Annotated in this window: 21 protein-coding genes; 7 read left to right on the top strand and 14 right to left on the bottom strand. The window is 64.2% G+C overall.

Going from position 1 to position 19,058, the window contains the following annotated elements:
• Nucleotides 1–124: 124 nt before the first annotated feature.
• The 3 genes from FJ948_RS13395 to FJ948_RS13385 all read right to left on the bottom strand — a co-directional run bounded on the left by FJ948_RS13395 (nt 125) and on the right by FJ948_RS13385 (nt 2,323).
• Entirely contained in the window at nt 125–670 is a 546-nt protein-coding gene (locus FJ948_RS13395; RefSeq protein WP_140704998.1) for a DUF4142 domain-containing protein, read from the bottom strand.
• Nucleotides 671–752: 82 nt separating this feature from the next.
• Nucleotides 753–1,748, bottom strand: coding sequence for a YihY/virulence factor BrkB family protein (locus FJ948_RS13390; RefSeq protein ID WP_140704996.1), 996 nt, complete (start codon nt 1,746–1,748; stop codon nt 753–755).
• A gap of 152 nt (nt 1,749–1,900) precedes the next feature.
• Nucleotides 1,901–2,323, bottom strand: a complete 423-nt coding sequence (locus tag FJ948_RS13385; protein ID WP_140704994.1) for a pyridoxamine 5'-phosphate oxidase family protein — start codon at nt 2,321–2,323, stop codon at nt 1,901–1,903.
• Between the two features lie 108 nt (nt 2,324–2,431).
• Between FJ948_RS13385 and FJ948_RS13380 the strand changes: the two genes are divergently transcribed.
• Nucleotides 2,432–2,650 carry a DUF2945 domain-containing protein gene (locus FJ948_RS13380; RefSeq protein ID WP_140704992.1) on the top strand — a complete coding sequence of 73 codons (219 nt, stop codon included), beginning with the start codon at nt 2,432–2,434 and terminating at the stop codon, nt 2,648–2,650.
• Nucleotides 2,651–2,660: 10 nt separating this feature from the next.
• On the opposite strand, the gene FJ948_RS13375 is transcribed toward FJ948_RS13380, so the two are convergent.
• A complete protein-coding gene (locus FJ948_RS13375; protein WP_140704990.1) occupies nt 2,661–3,404 on the bottom strand; it encodes a DUF899 family protein in 744 nt (247 codons plus the stop codon).
• Nucleotides 3,405–3,559: 155 nt separating this feature from the next.
• Between FJ948_RS13375 and FJ948_RS13370 the strand changes: the two genes are divergently transcribed.
• Complete coding sequence (locus tag FJ948_RS13370) at nt 3,560–3,898, top strand: hypothetical protein (protein ID WP_140704988.1); 339 nt, start codon at nt 3,560–3,562, stop codon at nt 3,896–3,898.
• An 8-nt stretch (nt 3,899–3,906) separates the two neighbouring features.
• Here the strand turns inward: FJ948_RS13370 and FJ948_RS13365 are convergent, their stop codons facing one another.
• The 5 genes from FJ948_RS13365 to FJ948_RS13345 form a co-directional block, all read right to left on the bottom strand.
• Entirely contained in the window at nt 3,907–4,731 is an 825-nt protein-coding gene (locus tag FJ948_RS13365) for a carbohydrate ABC transporter permease (RefSeq protein WP_140704986.1), read from the bottom strand.
• A 1-nt stretch (nt 4,732) separates the two neighbouring features.
• A complete protein-coding gene (locus FJ948_RS13360) occupies nt 4,733–5,605 on the bottom strand; it encodes a sugar ABC transporter permease (RefSeq protein ID WP_246677512.1) in 873 nt (290 codons plus the stop codon).
• An 89-nt stretch (nt 5,606–5,694) separates the two neighbouring features.
• The gene (locus tag FJ948_RS13355) at nt 5,695–6,963 is read right to left on the bottom strand and encodes an ABC transporter substrate-binding protein (RefSeq protein WP_140704984.1); all 1,269 of its coding nucleotides are present in this window, start codon (nt 6,961–6,963) and stop codon (nt 5,695–5,697) included.
• Between the two features lie 137 nt (nt 6,964–7,100).
• Nucleotides 7,101–7,589: a GNAT family N-acetyltransferase gene (locus tag FJ948_RS13350; protein ID WP_140704982.1), complete on the bottom strand. Its 489-nt coding sequence runs from the start codon at nt 7,587–7,589 to the stop codon at nt 7,101–7,103.
• A gap of 5 nt (nt 7,590–7,594) precedes the next feature.
• Nucleotides 7,595–8,587, bottom strand: coding sequence for a lytic transglycosylase domain-containing protein (locus FJ948_RS13345; RefSeq protein ID WP_140704980.1), 993 nt, complete (start codon nt 8,585–8,587; stop codon nt 7,595–7,597).
• Between the two features lie 181 nt (nt 8,588–8,768).
• Between FJ948_RS13345 and FJ948_RS13340 the strand changes: the two genes are divergently transcribed.
• Nucleotides 8,769–9,338 (top strand): methylated-DNA--[protein]-cysteine S-methyltransferase, encoded by a 570-nt coding sequence (locus tag FJ948_RS13340; RefSeq protein WP_140704978.1) that lies wholly within the window; start codon nt 8,769–8,771, stop codon nt 9,336–9,338.
• An 11-nt stretch (nt 9,339–9,349) separates the two neighbouring features.
• Here the strand turns inward: FJ948_RS13340 and FJ948_RS13335 are convergent, their stop codons facing one another.
• Complete coding sequence (locus FJ948_RS13335) at nt 9,350–9,676, bottom strand: hypothetical protein (RefSeq protein WP_140704976.1); 327 nt, start codon at nt 9,674–9,676, stop codon at nt 9,350–9,352.
• Between the two features lie 275 nt (nt 9,677–9,951).
• On the opposite strand from FJ948_RS13335, the gene FJ948_RS13330 reads away from it, so the two are divergent.
• Nucleotides 9,952–10,164, top strand: coding sequence for a cold-shock protein (locus tag FJ948_RS13330; protein ID WP_015316174.1), 213 nt, complete (start codon nt 9,952–9,954; stop codon nt 10,162–10,164).
• Nucleotides 10,165–10,565: 401 nt separating this feature from the next.
• On the opposite strand, the gene FJ948_RS13325 is transcribed toward FJ948_RS13330, so the two are convergent.
• From FJ948_RS13325 to FJ948_RS13315, 3 genes are all read right to left on the bottom strand, one after another.
• Nucleotides 10,566–11,174, bottom strand: coding sequence for a glutathione S-transferase family protein (locus FJ948_RS13325; RefSeq protein WP_140704974.1), 609 nt, complete (start codon nt 11,172–11,174; stop codon nt 10,566–10,568).
• Nucleotides 11,175–11,258: 84 nt separating this feature from the next.
• A complete protein-coding gene (locus FJ948_RS13320) occupies nt 11,259–12,113 on the bottom strand; it encodes an EAL domain-containing protein (RefSeq protein ID WP_140704973.1) in 855 nt (284 codons plus the stop codon).
• Nucleotides 12,110–13,006: an EAL domain-containing protein gene (locus tag FJ948_RS13315; RefSeq protein WP_140704971.1), complete on the bottom strand. Its 897-nt coding sequence runs from the start codon at nt 13,004–13,006 to the stop codon at nt 12,110–12,112. The genes FJ948_RS13320 and FJ948_RS13315 overlap by 4 nt, the downstream gene beginning before the upstream one ends.
• A 214-nt stretch (nt 13,007–13,220) precedes the next feature.
• Between FJ948_RS13315 and FJ948_RS13310 the strand changes: the two genes are divergently transcribed.
• The gene (locus tag FJ948_RS13310) at nt 13,221–14,423 is read left to right on the top strand and encodes a pyridoxal phosphate-dependent aminotransferase (protein WP_140704969.1); all 1,203 of its coding nucleotides are present in this window, start codon (nt 13,221–13,223) and stop codon (nt 14,421–14,423) included.
• A 76-nt stretch (nt 14,424–14,499) separates the two neighbouring features.
• Here FJ948_RS13310 and FJ948_RS13305 read toward each other — a convergent pair whose 3' ends face one another.
• A complete protein-coding gene (locus FJ948_RS13305; RefSeq protein WP_140704967.1) occupies nt 14,500–14,895 on the bottom strand; it encodes a cupin domain-containing protein in 396 nt (131 codons plus the stop codon).
• A gap of 238 nt (nt 14,896–15,133) precedes the next feature.
• Between FJ948_RS13305 and FJ948_RS13300 the strand changes: the two genes are divergently transcribed.
• Complete coding sequence (locus FJ948_RS13300; protein ID WP_140704965.1) at nt 15,134–16,663, top strand: EAL domain-containing protein; 1,530 nt, start codon at nt 15,134–15,136, stop codon at nt 16,661–16,663.
• Between the two features lie 191 nt (nt 16,664–16,854).
• Nucleotides 16,855–18,906, top strand: a complete 2,052-nt coding sequence (locus FJ948_RS13295; RefSeq protein ID WP_140704963.1) for an elongation factor G — start codon at nt 16,855–16,857, stop codon at nt 18,904–18,906.
• Nucleotides 18,907–19,058: the final 152 nt, after the last annotated feature.

Genomic DNA, 19,058 nt, shown 5'->3' with positions numbered 1-19,058 from the left:
GCAGCGTTGAGAATTGGCGAAGGCCGCAATGACAGCCAATCTCCCCCCAAGAGGGGGAGATGTCCGGCAGGACAGAGAGGGGCGCCGTAGGGCGCTTTTCTTGATCCGTCCTGACTGTCGAATCCTAATGCACCGCCGCCACGTCCCTCAGATGCATCTCGTGCATCTTCAGCGTTTCCAGCGTCTTCTTGGCGAATTCCTTCAGCGCCGGGTCGTCGCCGGAGCGGGCATAGGTGGAAAACATCGCCACCGCCTGCTTGTGCGCCTGCGTCTGCAAGGTGATGTACTTGACCTGGAAGGCCTCGCCGTCCAGCGCCTCGAGTTGGTCGAGCATTGCCTGATCCTTGGGCAGCAGCGGCGGCCCTTCGGGCTTGATGGATGCCGTGGCCTGGCTCTTTTCCAGCGCCGCCTTGAAATCCTGGCCGGCCTTGGTGTGGTCCTTGACCATCAGTTCGGCGAAATCCCCGACATCGGCGGCGACGCCCTTCTTCAGCGCCAGCTTGCTGCTTTCGATCTCGAAGCGGTTGGCACTGACCAGCGTCTTGGTGAAGGTGTCGGTGTCGACCTTGTTCTCCGAGACAGCCGGCAAGGTGCTGGCCGCCTGCTGGGCAAAGGCTGAAGGCGTTCCGGCCAGAAGGGCCAGCATGGCAATGGCGAGATGCGGTTTCATCGAAACGCTCCGTGAAGGTGGTCCTCGCAGACCCAACGCGGCAGATGCGGTGAGGTTGCCAGCCGCGTCCCTTCTCCTCTCCCTACGGGCGACGAGGCCCCAGCAGAAAGGCTGTCATCACTGCGCTGACGCACGCTACCGCTAACAACGCCACGGAGCCCGAAGAGCTGGGTCTTTGGCGGATTGGAAGGTTTTCCGGTGCCGGAGCATTTTGAACCAACCCGTCCAGGTCGGATCGGCTCCCCCGTCTAACGGAATAGGCGCGGGTCAGCTCCGCACCGAGCAGAAAGATTTCCGATGAATAATAGACCCAGAGCAGTATGACGAGCAGCCCCCCGGCCGCGCCGTAGGATGACGCGATCGCGCTGGTGCCGATATACCAACCGATAAGCGATTTCCCCAATGTGAACAGGGCGGCGGTCACGACGGCGCCAATCCCGACATCCCGCCATTGCAAGGCACGGTCCGGCAGCACCTTGTAGATCGCGGCGAACATCACCGAGATCAGGCAAAAGGAAATCAGGGTGTTGATCGCGCTCAGAACGAATGCGCCGAACGGCAGATGAGCGCTGATCACGGTGCCCAAAGCAGAGATCGCCGCGCTCGCCACCAGGGATACCAGCAGCATAAAGCCGAGGGCGGCGACCAGGCCGAGACTTGCCGCACGCGCGCGCAAGAGACGCGACAGCGAACTTCCCTTGGCTTCAACCTTCCATATTGCATTCAGGGCCTGCTGCATCTCGCCAAACACCGCGGAGGCGGTGACGAGCAAAGTGGCGACGCCGATGAGCGCCGCCAGGGTCCCCGATGATCTGCTGGACGCCCCTTGGAGCGCCGTCTGAAGGAGCGCAGCGCTTTCCGAACCCATCAACCCCGATATCTGGGCGGACAGAGCCAACTGCGCCGCGTCGTGACCAAAGGCGATGCCGGCGATCGCCACGACGATGATCAGAACCGGGGCCAGCGACGTGGCGGCATAGAACGCCATTGCCGCGCCATGACTGAGGGCATTGTCGTTGACAAAGCCAACCACGCTTTCTCGCACCAGGTCCCATAGGTCTTTAAGTGTGGGTCGCACTTCGAATCCGTGAAAGGGGTCGCAACCGTCTCCTATCAATGCGGCGGATCATCCGATGTTCCGGCCGACTTGAGCGGCTTCAGCAGCCACTTGAAGCGCGGATCAAGGACACTGAAGCCAGCGGGGATGCGGCGAGGTTGCCTGCCGGCGTGTCAAGACGACAGGGTCACCTCGCCCTCGTCCTCACCATCCCAGTAATGGGCGCGAACGGCTTCGATCTTGATCATGGCCAGCCCGGGCGTATCGGTGCCCTGTTCGAACCACTCGTCGATATCGTCGGTCCAGTGTTCCTCGAAGGCAGCCTTGTCGCGGATGATCTCGGCCTTGCCCTCAACCGCGACCCAGAAACCATCCTCGCCCTTGAAGGCCAGCGACACATTGGCGTCGCGTTCGATATCCTCCACCACCTGCGACTTGTCCCAGGTGAAGTAGAAGGAGGAGCCGTCATATTCGACGTCCTGGTTGTTACTCATCGGCCGGCCGGCAATGGCACCGCCTTGCGTGTGGGTGGACAGCATGGCGACATCGATATCGCGCATCTTCTCGGCAATTTCGGCGAGGCTTTTGTCGGTCATGGGGCGCTCCTGTGATGGGGGTGAATGGACAAGGCCAACGTCCGGTCCGGCCTTTGGTTCTCAGGAACCGTTAGCGGCGCGAAACATTCCCCCGCCGGAGGTGCCGACATGCAGAAGCTGCGCAAGGGAGCACGCGTGACCTGGAAGTGGGGCGCGCATACCGCCGACGGCAAGGTAAGCAGGAGCTTCACCAGGGAGGTAAAGCGCACGATCAAGGGCGTGGAAGTGGTGCGCGAGGCCAGCCCGGGAGAACCCGCCTACCTGATCGAACAGGCCGACGGCGACCATGTACTGAAAAGCCATTCCGAACTAAAGCAGAAGGGCTGAACGACTTGCGTCAGCGACAGCAGGCCTCACCATATTGCAGCTGCTCGCGCCAGTCCGGCCGGCCCTGCGGCGTGAAATCCATCAGGTTCCACAGGATCTCGCAGGTGCCGATGGCACGCGGGTCCTGGCCGGGATCGGTCGGCGCGAAGCCGAGCTCCGACGACCAGAAATGCCTGATACCGTCGCTATCCCTGTGAAACACCGACAGCAGCGGGATCTGCGCGCCGTCGGCCGACTCGGCATTGTAGTCGCGCTTGAAGCTGTTGTTGGCCGACGACACCAGCCGCATGTTGCGCCAGCCCTTGTCGCGGCCGAGCGTGACCAGGTTTTCCAACGCCGTCTTGGCCACGACGGCGAAGTTGAAGCCGGCGGCCTCGAGATGGCCGACCGCGCCGTCGAACTGGTCGAGCAGCGCCGTGCAGGACGGGCATGGCTGGTCGGGCCGCGCGAGCTTCGCCGTGCCGCCGCTGGTCGCCACGTCGCGCGTCTCCTGCGGGTGGCGCGGGAACATCATGTTGTAGAGGATCAGCGTATCCTTGCCGGGCGCGAACAGCTCCGACAGTTTTATCCTCGCGGCCTTGCCGGCGATATCCAGCCCCTCGAACACATAATCCTTCGGCACCAGCCCGCCGGGCGGCAGCGCCCGGCGCGCCTCGGCAACGGCTTCCATGGCGCGGCGCAGCTCGATTTCCTTCTTCAAGAGCTTTTCGCGCTGGGTGCGGTATTTGGCGGATTCGTTGGGAAAGGTGATCATGATCGGCTCCTTCAAGGCGTCGCCGGGGTCCCGGCAGGGTGCTCTACCTCCCAAGGACGCGACGCGCCGGCCGGTTCCTACATTCGCGCATCTGAACCGTCCCGGCTTTGCGGCATTCCCTTCATCGGCTACAGCTTCCGGCACAGGGGGACGACATGAACGAGATCGACGAGATCGACCTGCGCTGCCCGCAAGTGGTGGCCGACAATGCCGCCAAGGGCCTGCGGCTGCGCAAACAATTCGGCCGTGGCGGCACCGAGATCGGCGTGGCGCGGGCGACTGAACTGAAGAACCGCGAGAAGCTGGCGCCGTCCACCATCCGCCGCATGGTCAGCTACTTTGCCCGCCACGAGGTCGACAAGCGCGGCAAGAACTACGGCAATGAGGACAATCCCTCGGCCGGATACATCGCCTGGCTCTTATGGGGCGGCGACGAGGGCCGGGCCTGGGCGCTGGAGATCAAGCAGAAGATCGGCAACGCGCCCGATTTCTGAGCGCCCCCTCACCCCTTTACCCCGCCGGCGGTGAGGCCGGAGACGATCTTGCGCTGGAAGATCAGCACCAGCACCACCAGCGGCACCGTGACGATCACCGAGGCGGCCATGATGTTGCCCCAGGGGATTTCGAACTGCGAATTGCCCGAGAGCAGCGCGATCGCCACCGGCACGGTCCGCCGCGCATCGTTGGAGGTGAAAGTCAGCGCGAACAGGAACTCGTTCCAGGCGCCGATGAAGGCCAGCAGTCCGGTGGTCGCCAGCGCCGGCCACATCAGCGGCAGGAAGATGCGCGTGATGATGATCCACGGCGTCGCGCCGTCGAGGATCGCCGCCTCCTCGACCTCGACCGGCAGGTCGCGGACAAAGGCGGTGAGCACCCAGACGGTGAACGGCAAGGTGAAGATCATGTAGGAGAAGATCAGCGCGACGAGCGAATTGTAGAGGCCGAACAGCCGCACCAGTTCGAACAACCCGGCCAGCACCGCCACCTGCGGGAACATCGAGACCGACAGGATGGCGAACAGCAATGCCGAGCGGCCGCGAAAACGGATACGCGCCAGTGCGTAGGCGGCAGTGACGCCGAGGAACAGCGAGAGCGCCACCACCGCGCCCGAGACGATCAGCGAGTTCAGGAGGTTGCGCAGGAAGGCGCCCTCGGCCAGCACATTGCGATAATTGTCGAGGCTTGGCTCTTTCGGCCATGGACCGGCCTGGAACAGCTCGGTCCCCGATTTCAGGCTGGTGACGATGGCGTAGTAGAACGGGAACACCGCGATGAGCACGATCGCCCCGACCAGAAGATAGAACGCCGTGCGCTTCAGGAGCCACATCTCAGCGGCCTCCTTCCAGGCTTATCCGGCCGATGCGGATGGTTAGGATGGTGAGCAGAGCAAGGATGAGGAAGAGCAGCGTCGAGGCGGCCGAGCCATAGGCGAACTTGTCGAACTCGAACAGGTTCTCGCGGGCGAACACCGACATCGACTTGGTGTGCGCATTGTTGGGCGTCAGCACATAGATCAGGTCGAAGATACGCAGCGCGTCGAGCGCCCGGAAGATCACCGCCACCATCACCGCCGGGCGGATCAGCGGCAAGGTCACCCGCCAGAATATCTGCCAGGGATTGGCGCCGTCCAGCCTGGCGACCTCGATGATTTCGCGCGGCAGCATCTGCAGCGCGGCCAAGATGAGCAGCGCCATGAAGGGCGTCGTCTTCCAGATGTCGACGATCAGCACCGCCATCATCGCCGTGTCGGCGCTGGCAATCCAGGCGATCTTGGTGTCGATCAGCCCGAGATTGATCAGCACGACATTGATGATGCCGAACTGGTCGTTGAGCATCCACTGCCACATCTTCGCCGAGACGATGGTCGGGATCGCCCAGGGGATGAGGATCGCCGCCCTGACGATGCCGCGGCCGGGGAATTCGGCGTTGAGCACTAGGGCGACGACCATGCCGAGGATCGTCTCGCAGGTCACCGAAACCACCGCGAAGCGCAGCGTGTTCCACACGGCGCCCCACCAGGCCGGGTCGAGAAGCAGCCCGTCGTAAATGACCCTGCCGCTTGGCATGCGCAGAACCGAGACATAATTGGCGAGGCCGACCCATTGGCGGGCGTCGAGATCGGACAGCGAGGCGTCGGTGAAGCTGAAATAGACCGTGCGCGCAAGCGGCCAGCCGGCAGCCGCGGCGAGCACCAGAAGCATCGGTGCCAGGAACAGCCATGCCGAGCGCACACGCTGGCGCGTCAGCCGCGAGCCTTGGCGCCGGTTGGCGGCACCGGCCGGTTGCGCGCTCACCAGCCCTTGCCCTTCAGCCGGGTCAGCGTCGCCTCGAGGTCAGCCAGATTGTCGGCGGCGCTGCCTTCGCCGGACAAGGTCTTGTGGACGGCGTTCCAGAACTGGCTCGACGCCTCATTGTACTTGTTCCTGGTCACCGCCGAGGGCCGCGGCCCGGCATTGAGGAACACCGCTTTCCAATGTGGAATGATCGGCTGGTGGCTGGCGATGTCGGCATCGTCATAGAGCGCGGGGATGGTCGGCAGGTTGGCGGTCTTCAGCGTGCGGTATTTCTGCATTGCCGGCGAGGCGATGAACTTGACCAGTTCGATCGCCGCCTCCTTGTGCCTGGAATATTTCGAGACCGCCAGGTTCCAGCCGCCCAGCGTCGCCGCCGGCCGGGCGCCCTCGCCCGTGCCCGCCGGCAGCGGCGCGACGTCGAACTTGCCCTTGATCGGCGACCCCTGGCTGTTGCCCAGCGCATAGGCATAGGGCCAGTTGCGCATGAACACCGCATTGCCGGTCTGCCAGACGCCGCGCGCCTCCTCTTCCTGATAGGCGAGCACGCCCGGCGGCGCGATGGTACCGATCCAGCCCCTGGCCATGTCGAGCGCCGCCGCCGCCCGGGCGTTGTTAATGGAAATCGCGCCGTCTGGCTCGACGATCTGGCCGCCGCCATTCGATACCACCCATTCGAACGCGTCGCAGGTCAGCCCCTCATAGGCGTTGCCCTGGAAGACGAAGCCCCAGATATCCCGGTCGCCCGAGGCCCGCTCCTTGTCCATCACCAGCCTGGCGGTGTCGCCCAGTTCCTTCCAGGTGGCCGGCACCTTGGCGCCGTATTTGTCGAGCAGATCCTTGCGGTAATAGAGCGCCGGCGCATCGGTGAAGATGGGCAGCGCCACCAGCCTGCCGTCGACGGTCTGCGACTGGATGATCGACGCGAAATGCTGGCCCACGACATCCCTGGTCGCTTCGGTCAGGTCGACGAACTGGCGGGCCAACTGCGGCGCCCAGATGACATCGGTCTGGTAGACGTCGACGTCGCTGTTGCCCGCCGCGAGCCACAGCCTGTACTGGCCGAACTGGTCGGTTCCCGACGATGGCATGGCGACGATGGTGACCTTGTCGCCGCTCTCCTTCTCGTAGCGGTCGAGGATCTCGCGCAGCACCTTGAGGCCGTTGCCGGTGTCGCCCGACACGATCGACAGCTCGACCGCCCGCGCCGGACCCGCCGCGAGGACGGCAGCGACGCTCAACGCCAGCAATGCGTGGAAAAGCCTCATCGCGGTGGATCTCCCTTGGCGGCCGGCGGCGCAGAGCACCGGCAGCCGGTCAGACCCCACCGTGCATTGAATGCAAAGCAGCGCTTTGGGTTCCCCAACTGGCCGTCGCCGGTGACGGCCAGGATCAACGCCGCCGGTCAGCCTTCCCAGGCGACGGGCCGCATGCCCAGCCGCTCGTAGAGCCGCACGGCGGCGGCGTTCTCGAGCGTATTGGTCTTGAGGTCGACATGGGCGGCACCCCGGTCGCGAAAAATGGCGAAGGCGTGCCACATCAGCGCTTCGCCGACACCCTTGCCGCGCGCCTCGGGATGGACGGCGAGGTCCTTGACGAAGGCCGAGCTCCAGCACAGTGCGGCCGCCGCCAGCCGGCCCTTGGCATCGATAACCAGGAAACACAGCTCCGGATCGAATTCGGGATCTTCTGAAATGCGCGGCCACCATTCGTCGAAGGGGCCGTCGGTGCCATCGTCGAACACTTCGCCCAGCAGCGCATGCAAAGGCAGCGCGTCACCACGCTCGAAGCCGCGCATGACAAAACCATCTGGCCAGTGCGGCGCAACCAGCGTCTCGTCGAGGATCTTGCGCAGCCGGATGTCGTTTGGAGCCGGCGGGCGCGGTTCGGGCATAGCGCTCAGGCGTCGGGCTGCAGGCGGTGCCGTTTGCGGTCGACACCGAGCCCGGTCGCCTCGAGCAGGCCCTTGCGCTTGGCGTCGAAATAATAGCCGGTCTGGTAGAGCCAGTCGGCCTTCTTGGCGTTGCCGTCGGACACCAGCCAGGCGCCGCGCAGATATTTGACCGCGTATTTCAAATTGGTCTCGGCGTCGAAGAGGCCCTTGGCCGGCCCGTCATAACCCATGCCGCGCGCGGTTGCGTGCTTGATCTGCATCAAGCCCCAATGGCCGTTGTTATAGGCCTTGGGATTGTAGGTGCTTTCGCGGTTGACGACATGGCGCACCAGATCCACCGGCACCTGATAGAGGGCGGCGTATTTGACGATCAGCCGGTCGACGTCGCCGCGCATGCCGGTGTGCTCTTCTCGCGCCGGGGCGGCCGGATCAACCGGCACGGACGGGAACTGCACCAGCGCGGCCGGGTTCTGCGGCACGACATAGGCCACTTGCTGCACGCCGGGCATTTTCTGGCCGCCGGCTGTCGCCGGCACGATGAGCCCGGCTGTCGTGTAGGTCTCGGCGGACTTGATCACTGGCAAGCCTGCCTTGATCGATGGCAAGCCTGCCTTGGCCGGCTGGCCGGCCTTGGCGGGTGCCGGCGCCTGCCAGGCGTTGGTGCCGACGACCATGATGGCGGGCACGGCCGGAGCCGCGGGCGTCGCGCCGGCAAAGGCCGCGGTCGCGGCGGCCGGCTGCGTGGCGGGCTCACCCTCGGAAATGACGGTCGGGCCGGGCGTCACTTCGGCGGTCTGGACGGGGGCGATGCCCGAGGATTGCGGCAGCACCGAAACCGTTTCCGGCAGCGGGATCGTGAAGCCCGCATCGCTGCCGGCAACGGTCGCTGTTTCGGTCAGGGACGGCGCGGCTTTCATCTGCGAGGTCGACGTGCAGCCGCTCATGTTGGCGGCCGCCACGATCACGCCAATCGCGATAAGGGTTTGTTTTGCTGGCAAGCCGCGCTCGAAGTCCGGTTTGTCGGGTCGTTAAGATTTCCCTTACACCAGCGATTCCTGGGTAGCAATCGGGGCCATCCGGTGGTTTTCGGGTGGCGGGAGGCAGGCAGCGATGCCATATTGTTCCTGATATGTACCGAAGGAACGCCGGATTTTGCCGCTTTGCGAAAAGGAGCGCAGCATGGAAACGACCACTTCGATCACAGCTGGCCACGCAGTGTTAGAAACAGTGATCGGCTTCATGGGCATCGCCTGGAGCGAAAAGGGCCTGATCCGGCTCTGCCTGCCCGAACGCAACCGCGAAGCGGTGGAGCGGCGGCTGATGCGCCATGCCGGCGTTTCCGCCTCCACGGCACAGCCGCCATGGGTGGTCGAGCTGGTCGCCTCGATCAAGGCTTACGCCGCCGGCGAGGACGTCGATTTCACCGGCTTTCCCGTCGACCTCGACGGCGTCGACGATTTCCGCCTCGCCATCTACGACGCGGCCCGAAAACTCGGCTATGGCGAAACCACGACCTATGGTGAATTGGCCAAGCGCGCCGGCCATGCCGGCCTGCCGCGCGAAACGGGTGCCGCGCTGGGCGCCAATCCGGTGCCGCTGGTCATCCCGTGCCATCGCATCATGGCGGCAGGCGGCAAGATCGGCGGCTTCTCCGCGCCGGGCGGTTCGGTCACCAAGGAAAAGATGCTGGCCATGGAAGGCGTGCGCGTCGGCCCGCCGCCGCCAGCACAGGTTTCGTTCGGATTCTGACGTCAGCCGCGCTAACGGCGGTGGATGAAGCGATGCCTGAAATGCTCGTTGTCCGGCCGCTTGCAGTTGTAGACCGGGCAGGACTTGGTGTCGGCGCTCGGCACATAGGCGCGCGTCCTCACCTCGCCCATGGTGCAGAATTGCTGGCTCTGCACATAGCGGTCGTAGAGCGGCAGCCCCGGCACCCGTTTCGACTGATAGCGCAGGATGACCGCACCTTGGCGCGCGATCGTCGACTGCACCTTGCCGCAGCTCATACGCGTCGGGTCGTAGCGCGAGATCGCCTGCGCCTGGGCGGCCACCAGCGTCAGGCAGGTGGCAAGAAGGATGGTTTTCATGGTCCTCTCCCCTCGACCCGCCGCCCACGGACGGCGCGATCTTGCGTCACGGTTTCACCAGATTGGGGCGGCCGTTGGGCGGCCTCGGATCACGACGTTTTCACGCAGTCTTGTTTTTTGTGCGAAAGCAGCCTATATCAGCCCCATTGATATTTCGGCCGATCGATCCGGGCCTCGCGATCTTCGCGTTTGCTGACGTCTATCTCCAAAATCTCGATGCACACCGGCTGGACTTCGGTCCGGTCATACCAAAGCAAATGTGAAGGACTATTTTTATGGCAACTGGAACGGTCAAGTGGTTCAACGCCACCAAGGGTTTCGGCTTCATCCAGCCTGACAGCGGCGGCGCGGACGTTTTCGTCCACATCTCGGCTGTCGAGCGCGCTGGCCTGTCGACCCTGGTCGAAGGCCAGAAGATCAACTTCGAGATCGAGCAGGACCGCCGCACTGGCAAGTCGTCCGCTGGTTCTCTGAGCAAGGCAGCCTGATTTTGAAAATGGCGCGCGCTGGACGAGAGTTCGGGGCGCGCGGCAAGTCACGGATGTACTGACGGTCGCGCGAGAAGCGCGCCGGAGCGGAAAGACCCGACAAGCTGGAACAGCAGATAGCTGCCGGCCCGGACCGGACGCTCCCAATCAGGCTACCGAAATGGGAAGGCGGGATTTATCCCGCCTTTTTATTTGTCTACGAAGCAGCGTCCTTCTCCCCGTTCTCTACGAAGCTGCATCCTTCTCCCCGTCTCTATACGGGGAGAAGTGCCCGGCAGGGCGATGAGGGGCAGCGCTGACGTTTCGGAATTGCCCTTTTTGAAATTATCCAGAGAGGCTGGCGCCGCCCCTCATCTGGCTGCCGCCATCTTCTCCCCGTGAACGGGGAGAAGGACGCTCCCTCAACCCACCCACCCGATCGGCACGTGCCCCGGATCCGCTTCCACGCGGCCGAGCCAGGCGACCACCGCCGGATAGGCGTCAAGCTGGAAGCCGCCCTTTTCCGCCGTGTGCGTGTAGGCATAGAGCGCGATGTCGGCGACGCTGTAGGCGCCACCGCTGAAGAAGGTATGGGTTTCGAGATGCCGGTTCATCACGCCAAGCGCTTTGTTGCCGCGCTCCAGCGTCACTGCCAGCCGCTCCGGCGTGGCATCCCTGGCGCGCTCGGGAACGGTCAGCAGTACCTTGCGCACGGCAATGTAGGGTTCGTGGCTGTACTGTTCGAAGAACAGCCACTGATAGGCCAACCCCCGCTCGTATCTGTCCGTCGGCAGAAAGCGCGTGCCTTCGGCGAGATAGAGCAGGATGGCGTTGGATTCGGCTAGCCGGCGGCCGTCGTCGAGTTCCAGCAGCGGCACCATGGCGTTCGGGTTCTTGGCGACGAAATCGGCTGTGCGCGTATCGCCGGCATGCGAACTCATCTCGACAGTGGTGAAGGAAAGGCCGAGCTTGGCCATCAGCAGGCGCGGCTTGTAGCAATTGCCGCTGTCGATCATGCTGTAAAGTATCATCGTCTGGTCCCCGAGCGCTGCTTCTAAGGGCGGGATTATCGCAGCGGCGGCATACTCAACCAATGATTTGTTTTGGCGCAACCATCAACGCCGCTTATGCAACGGCACCACCTTGTTGTCGAAGCCAAGCAGCGCCTCGATGGCAAGCGGCTTCTCGTCGAAGAGGGTGCCGGCCAGCGCCGGACGCCCGAGCAGAAAACCCTGCAGCAGGTCGACGCCGCCTTCGATCGCGACTCGCAGGTGGACGGGCTGTTCGATCCCCTCGACCAGCACCTTGGCGCCACGGTCGTGCAGGCTAGACACCAGCGGACGAAAGAAGCGTTCCGCGGCGGCATGACGGCAAAATTCCGCGAACCAGCCGCCATCGATCTTGACGATGTCGGGCTGGAGCAGGCTCACCCGCTCCTCGGTCGAGTGGCCGGTGCCGAAATCGTCGATGGCGATGCGGATGCCGCCGCGCCGCACCTCGCGCACCAGCCTGGCCAGCAGCGCATCGTCCGCTGCCTGCTCGGTGATTTCACAGACCAGCATGGCGGGCGCCAGGCCGAGTTCGTCGAGATGCCGGCTCATCAGCCGGATCTCGGCCAGCGTCCGTCCAGCATGGTCGTTGACCAGCGGGTTGTAGTTGAAGAACAGGTCGAGCCCATCGACGCCGATATTGTGGAAATTCCGGAGATGCAGCACCCGGCACATAGTTTCGACGAACAGCCGGTCCGCGGCCGCGAGGCTGTCGAGGAACATCCTCGGCGACCCTGGCCGGCCAGCGCGGTGCGGCTCGATCAGGCCTTCGACGGCCACCGGATATAGGCTGCCGCCGCGCGGGGCGTAGATCGGCTGGTAGGCGCTGCGCAGGCGGAAGTCGCCATGGACGCCATATTCGATGCCGATCTCGTCGACGAAGATCGCGTCGCCGACCGTGCGCCGCCGCTCGGCCCTCATGGCACGACCCTGCGCCCGAAAGCCTTTGCCGGCCGCCCCGCGCGCGGCACAGTGGAAGCGGGAGCAGGCGCGTGGCTTGCGGCGGGGACAGGTTCGGGACTGCTCCTGGCGAAAACACGGAAACTCGTCGGCGCCAGTTCGGGACGGGCCAGCACGTAACCCTGGACCATCGAGGCGCCCGATCGCTCGGCCAGTTCCAGTTGCCAGCCTTCCTCGATACCTTCGAACACGGTGCGGATGCCTTGGTCCTCGAAGCTCCTCACCATGGAGGTCAGCAGCGCGAAACCAGCACCCGATTCCATCAGTTGCGTGATCCACTGCGCGTCGAACTTGACGATGTCGGGCTTCAGCTCCTTGATGCGGTTGATGTCGGAATCGTCGGCGCCATAGTCGTCGACGGCGATGCGGAAGCCGTTGGCTCTGAGCGCCGCCACGAAGCCGTGCAGGGTTTCCTGCGACGCCGATCTCTGCTCCGTCACCTCGCACACGACGCGGCCCGGATCGATGCCGGCCTCGTGCAGCACCAGCCGCATGTCGCGCAAGGCACTGTCGGCGACAGCGCGCTCGGTGAACACCGACGGGTCGAAATTGACGAAGACCGACGCCTCGTGCGGCAGGCAGGCGCCCGCATTGAGCAGATGCAATGTCCTGGTCAGCGCTTCGACGTGCAGGCGGTCGGCGGCCGGGCATGTCGAGAAGAAGCTCATCGGCGATTGCGGCTCGCCATCGCGAAACGGACGGATCAGCCCTTCGAAAGCGGCAACCGAGAGCTTGCCCTCGTTGAAGGCGAAGATCGGCTGGAAAGCACTCTGCAGCGTGTAGATGCCCCAGACACCTGACGAGGTGCCGTCATCATGACGGATGATATGGGCAAGCCCAATGCTGCGTGACAAGGGTTCCTCGCTCCGCGACCTGGCGGAATTGGATTTACGATCCTGCCATGCAAGCCTCTACCGTGCGTTAATGAACTTTCTATTGATCACGCCTCATTGACCGCACCGCCATACCTGGCCCAGCCGACAATACTTGCACTTGCCGGCGTCATGCGACATGAGAAGCGCCGCGGCCGCTCCTGGCCGCGCCGATCCTTTGGAGAGACAAAAGGTCATGGCCTTTCTTGCCGACACCCTTTCCCGCGTTAAGCCTTCCGCCACCATCGCGGTGACGCAGAAAGCCCGCGAGCTGAAAAATGCCGGCCGGGACATTATTGGCCTTGGCGCCGGCGAGCCGGACTTCGATACGCCCGACAACATCAAGAACGCGGCGATCGAGGCCATCCGCCGTGGCGAAACCAAGTACCCGCCGGTTTCGGGCATCGTCCCGCTGCGCGAGGCGATCGCCAAGAAGTTCAAGCGCGAGAACAATCTCGACTACAAGCCCGAGCAGACCATCGTCGGCACCGGCGGCAAGCAGATCCTGTTCAACGCCTTCATGGCGACGTTGAACCCCGGCGACGAGGTCGTCATCCCCCGCCCTTACTGGGTCAGCTACCCCGAAATGGTGGCGATCTGCGGCGGCACTTCGGTGTTTGCCGACACCTCGATCGACAATGGCTTCAAGCTGACCCCAGCGGTGCTGGAGAAGGCGATCACGCCGAAGACCAAATGGCTGCTGATGAACTCGCCATCGAACCCGTCGGGTGCCGCCTATACGGAGGCCGAGCTGCGGGCACTCGCCGACGTCCTCTTGAAGCATCCGCATGTCTGGACGCTGACCGACGACATGTACGAGCACCTGACCTATGGCGACTTCGTCTTCAAGACCATCGCCGAGGTCGAGCCGAAGCTCTACGAGCGCACCCTGACCATGAACGGCGTCTCGAAAGCCTATGCCATGACCGGCTGGCGCATCGGCTACGCGGCCGGTCCGGTCCAGCTGATCAAGGCGATGGACATGATCCAGGGCCAGCAGACCTCGGGCGCCTGCACCATCGCGCAATGGGCCTCGGTCGAGGCGTTGAATGGCCCGCAGGACTTCATCGCCAGGAACAAGGCGATCTTTCAAGGCAGGCGCGACCTCGTCGTCTCGATGCTCAACCAGGCGCGCGGCATCACGTGCCCGTCGCCGGAAGGCGCCTTCTATGTCTATCCGTCCTGCGCCCAGCTGATCGGCAAGAAGACCAAGGCGGGCAAGGTGATCGACACCGACGAGGCCTTCTGCTCGGAACTGCTCGAGGCCGAGGGCGTGGCGGTGGTGTTCGGCTCGGCCTTCGGCCTCGGCCCCAACTTCCGCATTTCCTACGCCACGTCGGACGCGTTGCTGGAGGAAGCCTGCACCCGCATCCAGCGCTTCACGGCGTCGCTGACCTGATCTGGTAAGTCCAAAACAAAACCCGGCGTCAACGCTGAGGCGTCACCGCCGGGTTTCGTCAATCCAGGCTCAGCACTCAGCCGCCATATTGCGCCGGCGTCACCGCTTCTAGCCAGTCGGCATGGATGCCGTCGAGCGCCTCCTGCATGGCGATATGCGTCATCGCCGATTTCGGCGCCGCGCCATGCCAATGCTTCTCGCCGGGCGCGAAGGAGATGACGTCACCGGCCTTGATCTCCCGGATTGGCCCGTCCCACGTCTGGGCCAGGCCGGCGCCCGCGGTGACATAAAGCGTCTGGCCAAGCGGATGCGTGTGCCAGTGGGTACGCGCGCCGGGTTCGAAACTGACCAGCGTGGCCCTGAGCCGCGCCGGCGCCTCGGTCTCGATGATCGGCGTCTGCAGAACCCGACCGCTGAAGTATTTGTCCGGCGCGATGACGGTCGGCACGCTGCCGCAAGCAATGATTTTCATCGTCTGTCCTGGACTGGCTGCAGCCGGCGAAACGCCGGGCCTCCTTTGAAGTGAAATGCATTCTCGGCTCGGATTGGCCCCGATGCAACCAGCCTTGTCGGCGCGCTCGGACGAAGACCGGACTTTCTCTTAACCATGAACTTTCCCCGCATCGCGCGCCGGCGCGAAATGCCGGCGAATTCAATGTCTTCTTAACGGCTGCCCACTAGCCGTGAGCCTGCATTGCGGGGGCTGGCCGATGAGCATACTGGCGACGATCAAGGACCATAGCGGCCGGATCTACCGCGGTATCCAGTCGCTGCTTGTGATCAGCATCGCCGTAGCGGCACTTGGCGCTTTCGACATCTCGCAAGACCTGCCCGCCGGCAGTGCCTTCGCCATCTCGATCCTGGCCACGAGCCTGGCCTTGCTGGCATTGATGTATATGCGCAGCAGCGTCGTCCATCGGCTCCAGTCGGCCGCCGCCGCCGAGGCCGAGAAACATCATTTCCTCACCAGGGACGCGATGACCGGCGCGATGACGAGACGCTATTTCCTCGAAGCGCTGCGCGACAGCCTGGGCACCATGCGCGACAGGCGCGAGGCGACCTTGCTCTTGATCGACCTCGACCATTTCAAGCAGTTGAACGACACGTTCGGTCACCAGTTCGGCGACCTCACCCTGATGCATCTGGTCAAGACCTCGGAGCGCATCTTTGCCGGTGCCATGGTCGGACGCCTTGGCGGCGACGAATTCGGCGTCATCATTCCGCACGGCGACCTCAACGCCATCAACAAGGATGTCAGGCAATTGCTGGATGCCATGCGCGCCGGCAAATCGCATGAAGGCAAGACCATTCCGCTCTCCATTTCGGTTGGCGTGGCCCTGGCGCCGGCCCATGCCTCGAACACGACGGAACTGATGCTGGTTGCCGATCTGGCGCTCTATGAAAGCAAGGCGGCGGGCCGTGGCCGCGTCACCGTCTTCGACGAGGAGATGCTGTCCGACAAGCGCTACCGGCGCCTGGTCGAACGGGAACTGCGCGCCGCGGTCTATCTCGGCGAACTCGAACTGCATTACCAGCCGATCGTCAACCCGGACGGGTCCACCCAGGCGCTCGAAGGGCTCATCCGCTGGCGTCACCCGGTGCGCGGGCTGATCGCGCCGGCCGAGTTCATCGCCATCGCCGAACGCTCGACGTTGATCGACATGCTCGGCGAATGGGTGTTCAAGCGCGCCTGTGCCGACATCGCCCAGTTCCCCGGCCGCCGCATCTCCATCAACGTCTCCGGCGAGCAGCTCAAGCGCGACGAGATCGTCACCATGTGCGCCCGCGTGCTGAAGGAAACCGGCCGGTCGGCGTCACAGTTCATCATCGAGATCACCGAGACGGTGGCGACCGCCGCCACATCGGAGATCCTGCGCCGCCTCGAGGCATTGCGCGGCCTCGGCTTTCACATCGCCCTCGACGATTTCGGCACCGGCCATTGCGGCTTCAACTATCTCAAGACCTTGCCCGTCGATATCATCAAGATCGATCGCTCCTACATCCGTTCCCTCGCCCATGACCAGGTGGCGCAGATCTTCGTTTCGGCGCTGGCGCAGATCGCGCGCATCCAGCAGGTCACCATCGTGGCGGAAGGCGTGGAGACTGCGGAAGAATTCGCTCTCGCCAAGGCCGCCGGCTGCAACCGTTTCCAGGGTTATTTCTTTGGCAGGCCGGCGCCACGCGACAAGCTCGCGCTGCCTGACGGACGCTCGGCCGAACCGCTGGCGCTCAGCGCCTGAGCCGGCCATCCGCACCGGCTTCCTATTTTCCTTGCCCTCCCGGCAAACAAGTGGGACGATAATCGCGGGCAGGTCGAAACAGGCCGCCCGCGACGGTCGAACAGGCCGGCCGCCGCTCAGGACCGATTGACCTTGGCCTGAACCATGAACGCCAGTCGGTCCCCAGGAAAACGCCTGAGTGGAGGTCAGTCATGGGTAATCGCGCCGGAGGACGACGCACGGGACCGAAATGCATTGCCATAGTCGGTCCCTTCGCAAGCGGTAAGACGACACTTCTCGAAGCCATATTGGCCCGTACGGGCGCCATTCCCCGCCAGAACCCGGTTTCCTCGGGCAACACCGTTTCAGACCATTCGCCCGAGGCGCGCGCCCATGCCATGAGCGTCGAGGCGTCGATCGCCACCACCGAATTCATGGGCGAGCAGTTCACCTTCATCGACTGCCCCGGATCGATCGAATTCTCCTTCGAGGCCGAACCGGTGCTGGCCGCCTGCGATGTCGCGGTGGTCGTGGCCGAGGCCGACGAAAAGAAGATCCCCGCCTTGCAGCTCATCATGCGCAAGCTCGACGATCTCGGCGTGCCGCGCATCCTGTTCCTCAACAAGGTCGACAAGGCGATCGCGGGCGTGCGCGACACGCTGAAGATGCTGCAGCCGACGAGTTCGGCGCCGCTGCTTCTGCGCCAGATTCCGCTGCGCAAGGACGGCGTCGTCATCGGCTCGATCGATCTGGCGCTGGAGCGCGCCTACATCTACCGCGAATATGCCGAGAGCGAGGTGGCCGAGATACCCGGCGACGACAAGGCGCGCGAACTGGAGGCGCGCTTCTCCATGCTGGAGACGTTGGCCGACCATGACGACCAGCTGATGGAACAGTTGCTCGAGGAGATCGAGCCACCCAAGGACGCGGTCTTCGACGACCTCGCCGCCGATCTGCGCGACGGCGCGGTGACGCCGGTGCTGATCGGCACCGCCGAGAAAGGCAATGGCGTGCTGCGCCTCTTGAAGACGATCCGCCACGACGCGCCCGACATCGAGGCGACCCGCAAACGGCTCGGTGCCCCGGACGGCAACGCGACGGTGGTCCAGGTGATGAAGACCATCCACACGCCGCATGGGGGCAAGCTGTCGGTGTCGCGCGTCCTGTCCGGCCAGATTGCCGACGGCTCGGAACTGTGGCTGCCCGGCGGCGACACCGCCAAGGTTTCCGGTATCTACAAGATGCTGGGCAAGGACCAGGTCAAACTGACATCCGCCAGGGTCGGCGACACCGTGGCGCTCGGCAAGCTGGACGAGGTCAAGACAGGCCAGACCCTGAGTTCGGCCAAGGGCGGCATCAAGCCGCTGTTCAACTTCGAGCCGCCGCAACCGGTCTTTGCCTTCGCGCTGCGCCCCAAGGAGCGCAAGGACGAGGTCAAGATGTCGGCCGCCATCCAGCGCCTGGCCGAGGAAGATCCCTCGCTCAGCCTGCGCCACAACCAGGACTCGGCCGAGACCGTGCTTTCGGGCCACGGAGAGATGCATCTGCGCGTGGTGCGCGAGCGGCTGGAGGGCAAGAACCAGATCCCGGTCGAAGGCCATGCGCCTGCCGTGCCCTATCGCGAGACGATCCGCAAATCGGTGCAGCAGCGCGGCCGCCACAAGAAGCAGTCCGGCGGCCACGGCCAGTTCGGCGATGTGGTGATCGAGATCAAGCCGCTGCCGCGCGGCTCCGGCTTCCAGTTCACCGACACCATCACCGGGGGCGTCGTGCCCAAGACCTATATCCAGTCGGTCGAGACCGGCATTCGCGACTACCTCAAGTCGGGGCCGCTCGGCTTTCCCGTGGTCGACGTCGCGGTCAACCTGTCGGATGGGTCCTACCATGCGGTCGATTCCTCCGACATGGCCTTCCAGATGGCGGCCAAGCTCGCCATGAAGGAAGGCATGGCCGCCTGCTCGCCGGTGCTCCTGGAGCCGGTGATGAAGGTCGAGATCGTCACGCCTTCGGACGCGACATCGAAGATCATCGCCCTGATCCCGCAGCGGCGCGGCCAGATCCTGGGTTATGACGCGCGGCCCGACTGGCCGGGTTGGGATGTCGTCGAGGCGACCATGCCGCAGGCCGAGATCGGTGATCTGATCATCGAGCTGCGCTCGGCCACCTCGGGCGTCGCCAGCTACCGCGCCGCTTTCGACCATATGGCCGAGCTCACCGGCCGTCTTGCCGACGACGCGATGAACGCCAATGGCAAGGCGGCCTGATTTTCTGGCGGCCTGATTCTGGCCGCCCGTTTCTCTGGCCGATGCACATGAAGCCCCCTCGAATGATCGAGGGGGCAAAACCAAAAACGACGCCCGGGGGGCCGGACGCCGTTTTGTTCGCGGACCGTTTTCTTGGGAGGAGAAACGGCAGG

Origin of the sequence: Mesorhizobium sp. B2-3-12, assembly GCF_006442205.1 — a bacterium.
Lineage (GTDB): Bacteria > Pseudomonadota > Alphaproteobacteria > Rhizobiales > Rhizobiaceae > Mesorhizobium.
Note: the sequence above shows the minus strand (reverse complement) of the source record. Positions and strands in the feature narration are given on the sequence as shown.

Coding starts and splice junctions, on each gene's coding strand:
- FJ948_RS13340 (WP_140704978.1), top strand. CDS start 8,769: ATGGAAACGACCACTTCGATCACAGCTGGCCACGCAGTGTTAGAAACA.
- FJ948_RS13330 (WP_015316174.1), top strand. CDS start 9,952: ATGGCAACTGGAACGGTCAAGTGGTTCAACGCCACCAAGGGTTTCGGC.
- FJ948_RS13365 (WP_140704986.1), bottom strand. CDS start 4,731: ATGTGGCTCCTGAAGCGCACGGCGTTCTATCTTCTGGTCGGGGCGATC.
- FJ948_RS13355 (WP_140704984.1), bottom strand. CDS start 6,963: ATGAGGCTTTTCCACGCATTGCTGGCGTTGAGCGTCGCTGCCGTCCTC.
- FJ948_RS13310 (WP_140704969.1), top strand. CDS start 13,221: ATGGCCTTTCTTGCCGACACCCTTTCCCGCGTTAAGCCTTCCGCCACC.
- FJ948_RS13305 (WP_140704967.1), bottom strand. CDS start 14,895: ATGAAAATCATTGCTTGCGGCAGCGTGCCGACCGTCATCGCGCCGGAC.
- FJ948_RS13380 (WP_140704992.1), top strand. CDS start 2,432: ATGCAGAAGCTGCGCAAGGGAGCACGCGTGACCTGGAAGTGGGGCGCG.
- FJ948_RS13295 (WP_140704963.1), top strand. CDS start 16,855: ATGGGTAATCGCGCCGGAGGACGACGCACGGGACCGAAATGCATTGCC.
- FJ948_RS13335 (WP_140704976.1), bottom strand. CDS start 9,676: ATGAAAACCATCCTTCTTGCCACCTGCCTGACGCTGGTGGCCGCCCAG.
- FJ948_RS13385 (WP_140704994.1), bottom strand. CDS start 2,323: ATGACCGACAAAAGCCTCGCCGAAATTGCCGAGAAGATGCGCGATATC.
- FJ948_RS13300 (WP_140704965.1), top strand. CDS start 15,134: ATGAGCATACTGGCGACGATCAAGGACCATAGCGGCCGGATCTACCGC.
- FJ948_RS13320 (WP_140704973.1), bottom strand. CDS start 12,113: ATGAGGGCCGAGCGGCGGCGCACGGTCGGCGACGCGATCTTCGTCGAC.
- FJ948_RS13375 (WP_140704990.1), bottom strand. CDS start 3,404: ATGATCACCTTTCCCAACGAATCCGCCAAATACCGCACCCAGCGCGAA.
- FJ948_RS13360 (WP_246677512.1), bottom strand. CDS start 5,605: ATGCTTCTGGTGCTCGCCGCGGCTGCCGGCTGGCCGCTTGCGCGCACG.
- FJ948_RS13350 (WP_140704982.1), bottom strand. CDS start 7,589: ATGCCCGAACCGCGCCCGCCGGCTCCAAACGACATCCGGCTGCGCAAG.
- FJ948_RS13370 (WP_140704988.1), top strand. CDS start 3,560: ATGAACGAGATCGACGAGATCGACCTGCGCTGCCCGCAAGTGGTGGCC.
- FJ948_RS13325 (WP_140704974.1), bottom strand. CDS start 11,174: ATGATACTTTACAGCATGATCGACAGCGGCAATTGCTACAAGCCGCGC.
- FJ948_RS13395 (WP_140704998.1), bottom strand. CDS start 670: ATGAAACCGCATCTCGCCATTGCCATGCTGGCCCTTCTGGCCGGAACG.